Genomic DNA, 4594 nt, shown 5'->3' with positions numbered 1-4594 from the left:
CGCTCAGCTCACGCTGCAGGGATACGTCCAGCCAGGCGGTGGTGGGGAATGCCGGCGGCACAATGTCCAAGGCCGCCGTGCGCTCGATGCGGATGCCCTCCACGTAGGCGGTGCCGGGTTTGACCTGGTACACGCCACCGACCTTTTCCACCTGCAGCGAACTGCCAAAGAAACAGGCCCGGCCGAACACGTCGCGGTTGCTACGGCGCTCGCGCTCATCGATGCCCGCCAGGCGCACGGTGAAGTCGTGCTGCCAGGTGCTGGCGTCGATGGTGATGCCGGTCAGCGCCTGGGCGCCGTCGAACACCACCAGGAAGTTGCGGGTCAGGTTGTTGCCGATCTGCAGCGGCGGGATGTTGCGGCGCTTCTGCTGCAGCGGCACATGGGCAACCGCGAACAACACGCCTTCGGCCGTCTCCAGGCCAATCCAGTTGAAGTCCCAGTCGCCGGTGTCCGAACCGATCTTGGCGCTGTAGACCACTTGGTTAGGGTTCACGTAGCCGGCCTGGTCGTCACCGATCGGCTGTGTGTACACGATCTGCGCGGCGGCAGGCTTGGCCGCAGCGCGATCCACTGGTCCGCTCGGGTCCAACCCGGGCACGTTGGCAAAGATGAACCGGGCCACTTTCAGCCCGGCGTGTGCGGCTTGTTTCTGGGCGATCAGGTTTTCACCTGCAAGGGTAATGCTGGCTCCCATGGGGGCTCCTACAGGCTGGCGACGAGGGTTTGCTGGTCGTCGTGAAAGTGAACGATGGCGGCGGACAGGCGCACGGGGGTGATGGTCGAGAAGTCGTAGCGCCTGCAGGTGCGGCCGTATTGCTGAATCAGCACGCGCAGCAGCTCGGGGTTCTGCGACAGTTGGGAGTCGGAGAAACGCAGCAGCACGACGTCCCAGTCTCGATCGGGTTGGCGCTCCTCGATCTCGACGTAGCCCACGCCCAAGCGTTCCAGGATGCGTTTCATGCCGGCGGTGCTGCCGGCGTCCACGGCGTTGATAAAGGCGTGTTTGACCCGCAGTCGGTAAAGGCCCTCGGGTTCACCCTTGAAGCGGGTGATGTCCCGCTGCCAAGCCAGCAGATCGAGCACGACCAGGTGACAGGTGTCGGCGTCCAGCTGCAGCAGCGGCCAGCGCAACCAGTCCTCGACCTTTTCCCACCAGGCCTGGGCTGCCTGCTTGAGCTTGGTCAACTCGGTGCCGGCCAGCCAGAACTTCAGATTGAGCTTAATCATGCAGGACCACCTGCAGGCTCTGGATCCGGGGGATGTTCAGTTCGGCCAGAATGTCGTCGGTGGCGAAGTGCAGCGACTCGATGCCGGCGAACTGCTGGTGCAGCTCTTCCCCCAGGCGGCTGAAAGAAAACCGCGATTGCGGGTAGGTCAGCGTCGGCTGGTAGTCGCTGGCACTGCTCTCGCGGAATGCGGCCCGAATGAACTGCTCGGCGTCGTCCTGGAGCTTTTGCCGCTGCTCGGCCGTGAGGGTTGAGCGCGGCCAGATCTCCACCTGCAGCGCGTGGAAGGTTTCCGGCATCACCATCACCAGGAGGTCATCGCCGTGGCCATGGTTGCCCTGGTCGCGGATATGGGCGTTGATCTCTTCCAGGAAGGTGTCCGCCGGCACGCCGGCATCGAACAGCACAAAGGCATTGGCGCTGCCCGGGCCACGTGGGGCGCCGTGCTCGAAGTACACGCCATCGGGACGGACGCCCGGAAAGGCCGAGATCATCGCCCGATAGACCGCGTCGGTGTGCCACTGGTTGACCGCCGAGAACTGGTTGCGCACCCGCAGGCGCAGCTCGTCGTTGGGCTCAGGATCTGCACCTGGTGTGCTCAGCCAGCCGTCGTTGTTCACCACCTGGGCAATGCCCGGTACCGGGACTGGCAGAATCGCGTAATACCCGGGCGCCAGGTTGTAGCCTGAGCCGGTGTCGACGGCTTCCACCGGGATCTCCAACTGCATCAGCCCATCGGTGAACGCGCCGGCCACGGTGGTGACCAGTTGGTAAACGTGGCCATTGATCGCGGCCGACTGGATCACCGTCCCGGCCGGGACTACCAGGGCGCCGCCGGCGGCCGTGCGGGTGAACAGCAGCACGCCCTGGGCTTTGGTCGCACCCTTGCGCTCGACGTTCACCGCCCAGGCCAGCATGTCCAGCCAGGCGTCTTTGGCGGTCTTGACGAAAAAGTTAGGCAGCACGGTGCCGACAAAAAAGTCGAGGATCCACATCACCGGTTTGGTCACCAGGGCGGTGACCACCCGCCAGAACGGCGAATAGGCACTGGTGTTGCTCAGTTTGCTGCCCTGGGCCGCTACCTCGGCTTCCCAGGCCTGGCGCAGGCCGGCCTCGGTGGTCGGAATGCCGGCATCGGTCAGCGCCTGCTTAAAATCTACGTCGCTCAAAGGGTCACCTCTACGTCACCGAACTTCAGGGTTGTGGCCGTGACCAGGTACTGCCCGGGCTGCAGCTGAGTGATTAGCGCGGTCCCGGGCACCAGGCGTTCGTCGGCCTCCACAAGCAGCTCCAGTTGCTGGATGCAGTCGCGCTGCTTGAGGCGGTCCCGCTCGGCGACGAGGGTCACCAGCAGGCCGCTGTCGCGGATCATGTGGGCAATGTCCTGGGCGATGCTGGCCCGGTCCTCGATCAGCAGCGGCTGTCGTGACGGATCCAACACCAGGTCGTTGTCGACGATCCAAAGGTCTATGTATTCGCTCATCCGCCTGCCGCCATGCTCACCATGTTCTCCAGCTCCAGCGGACTCATGGGCTTGCTGTTGTTGATCGTCATGTTCTCCACGTGTGTGCCTTTGTTCTGGCTGCTGTTGTTCTGAATGCTGGTCAGCAGACCGCCAGGCGGCACCGCGTTGGGGCGTGCCGGCGCAAGGCTTGGAATAGCCGCGTTGATGGTCTGCTGGGCTTTTTGTGAGGCGCTGGCCATGTCTGCAGCGTTCACCGCCTGCTCGGCGCCGGGGATGGTCGGCATGTCGCCCAGGCGGGCCTCGATGTTCACGCCGGGGATGGCGTTAATCATCTCGATCAGGCTGTTGATCGCCTTGTAGAAGACGCCGACGATCCCGTCCCAAGCCGCCTTCGCCATGCCGGACCAACCGCCCATGGAGTTGAACCAGTCCGACAGCGCCTGCAGTTGATCGCTGACCCACTTGAAGGCCTCGCTGTTGAGCAGCGCGGCGGTCCACTCGTCCCAGTAGACGACGGCCGCAATCACGGCCGCGACCAGGGCCAGAACCCCCAGGACGATCAGCACCACCGGGTTGGCCAGCAGCGCGGCGTTGACCAGCCAGATCACGCCCTGCCACAGCATCATGGCGCCGCGAATCACTGCCATGGTCGTGTAAAGGACCAGCAGGCCGGCCACATACAATGCGATGACTGCCACCTGCAGGAGGAAGCCACCTATGGTGCGCAGGTTCAGCAGTTGGACCACTTTCCAGATTGTCACCATGGCCAGCCAGGCCATGCGGCAAGCGCCGACGGTCAACGTCAGCAGCGACATGGCAGCGATGATGCCCAGGATGGTCAGCGTTACGATGCCGATCACCCGTGCGATGTTCGGGAACAACTGGGTCCAGCGGGTCAGGGTGCTGGCGATTGCACTGAGCTTTGCCATCACCGGGGTCAGGATCGGCAGCAGCACCTGGCCGAAGACAATGCGCAGCGCCTCGACAGCGGCGCCGAACTGCTGCCATGGGTCGACCATGGCGTCAGCCATGTTCTTGGCTTCCTCAAGCCCGCGGACTTTGCCGAGCTTGTCCATGCTGTTGCGCAGGCGGTCGCTGTCCTTGGCCAGGGCGCCGATCACCTGGGCACCTTCGCCGCCAAACGCCTCCATCAGCTTGGCACTGGCCGAAGCACTGGTAAGGTCGCCCAGCTTGCCTTCCAGCTTCGCCATGATGTCGAGTATTGGCAGAGCCTTGCCCTGGCTGTCGGTGAACTTCATCCCCATCTTCTGCGAAGCGGCGCCGAGGTTTTCAAAGAACGCTTTGTAGCGCCCGCCGGCGTCGCCGCCTTCCATGGTGCTGCTCAGCGAGCCGATCACCGCGAACTGCTCGGCAATGCCCACGCCGCTGGCGGTGGCGATGGCTCCCACTTCCTTGAACGCGTCCTTGAGTTGAGCACCGTCGGTGCGGAACAGCTTCACCGCCAGGGCGGTTTGGCCGGTCAGCTTCTCGACCCATTCACCCTTGCCCATGGCGTCAGCCTGGCCCTTGAACAGGTTGTACATGGTGCCCATGTAGGCGCTGGTCGTTTCGGCGTCGGACTTGGTGGCCTTGGCCAGCAGGTTGCTGGAGTTGGTAAAGGTGGCCAGTTGGGTGCCGGTCAGGCCCTTGATGGCGCCTTCCATGCTGTACGCCGAGGCCACAAAGTCCCGGGCGCTTTCGCCGTAGGTCATGGAGAACTCAAGCGCCTTTTGATTCAGCGCGGTCAGCGCGTCCTCGGCCACGCCCAGGGACTTCACCTCGCCCAGGGCGCGGTTCATCTCCAGGGCGGGGGCCAGTGACTGGTTGATGCCGACAAAGGCGCCCGTGACGCCGCCCAGGCCCATGCCCATGGTCTTGATGTTCTTTTCGCTTTGCTCGG

At 64.0% G+C, this 4594-nt stretch carries 5 protein-coding genes; all 5 read right to left on the bottom strand.

What is annotated here, in order from left to right; all coding sequences use genetic code 11:
- Positions 1–697, bottom strand: a 697-nt coding sequence (locus M1B35_RS31680; protein ID WP_268264050.1) for a phage tail-collar fiber domain-containing protein, incomplete at its 3' end; no start/stop codon positions are given.
- Between the two features lie 8 nt (positions 698–705).
- Positions 706–1230, bottom strand: coding sequence for a phage tail protein (locus tag M1B35_RS31675; RefSeq protein ID WP_268264045.1), 525 nt, complete (start codon positions 1228–1230; stop codon positions 706–708).
- Positions 1223–2398 (bottom strand): baseplate J/gp47 family protein, encoded by a 1176-nt coding sequence (locus tag M1B35_RS31670; protein WP_268264049.1) that lies wholly within the window; start codon positions 2396–2398, stop codon positions 1223–1225. The genes M1B35_RS31675 and M1B35_RS31670 overlap by 8 nt, the downstream gene beginning before the upstream one ends.
- Positions 2395–2712 (bottom strand): DUF2590 family protein, encoded by a 318-nt coding sequence (locus tag M1B35_RS31665; RefSeq protein ID WP_268264043.1) that lies wholly within the window; start codon positions 2710–2712, stop codon positions 2395–2397. Before M1B35_RS31665 ends, M1B35_RS31670 begins: the two co-directional genes overlap by 4 nt.
- Positions 2709–4594 (bottom strand): phage tail tape measure protein (locus M1B35_RS31660; protein WP_268264048.1); only part of this gene is annotated, 1886 nt, incomplete at its 5' end. The genes M1B35_RS31660 and M1B35_RS31665, both read right to left, overlap by 4 nt.

Origin of the sequence: Pseudomonas morbosilactucae, from assembly GCF_023241665.1 — a bacterium.
GTDB classification, from domain to species: domain Bacteria; phylum Pseudomonadota; class Gammaproteobacteria; order Pseudomonadales; family Pseudomonadaceae; genus Aquipseudomonas; species Aquipseudomonas morbosilactucae.
The sequence above is the reverse complement of the archived record's forward strand: the minus strand, read 5'-3'. Positions and strand labels throughout refer to the sequence as shown.

Coding starts and splice junctions, on each gene's coding strand:
- M1B35_RS31675 (WP_268264045.1), bottom strand. CDS start 1,230: ATGATTAAGCTCAATCTGAAGTTCTGGCTGGCCGGCACCGAGTTGACC.
- M1B35_RS31665 (WP_268264043.1), bottom strand. CDS start 2,712: ATGAGCGAATACATAGACCTTTGGATCGTCGACAACGACCTGGTGTTG.